This window comes from Rhizobium sp. SVR5-9E, assembly GCF_056755095.1.
This window is the reverse complement of sequence record NZ_JBNDHS010000845.1, coordinates 1-230: the sequence shown is the minus strand read 5'-3', so window position 1 is coordinate 230 and position 230 is coordinate 1. Positions and strand designations below refer to the sequence as shown.

The window sequence follows — 230 nt, the reverse complement described above, 5'->3', positions numbered from 1 at the left end:
CAAAAGATCCGGAAACCTGGAAGAAAACAATCTTCATTATTAATTATGATGAAAATGACGGATACTTCGATCATGTTGTGCCATTTTCTCCACCATTAAATCCCAGCCAAATTGTTGATATGAACGGAGCAGACGGCGTTGAATATGTAAACGGAAAACAGGACTATATGTCATCAAAAACATTAAAAGATCACGAAAGGATTGAGGGGACAGTTGGTTTAGGATACAGA

General features: G+C 37.4%; 1 protein-coding gene. It reads left to right on the top strand.

Features of this window, described 5'->3' with window-relative positions:
* Positions 1-230: alkaline phosphatase family protein (locus ACPYOJ_RS37230; protein WP_481420663.1), on the top strand; the 230-nt coding region annotated here is incomplete at both ends.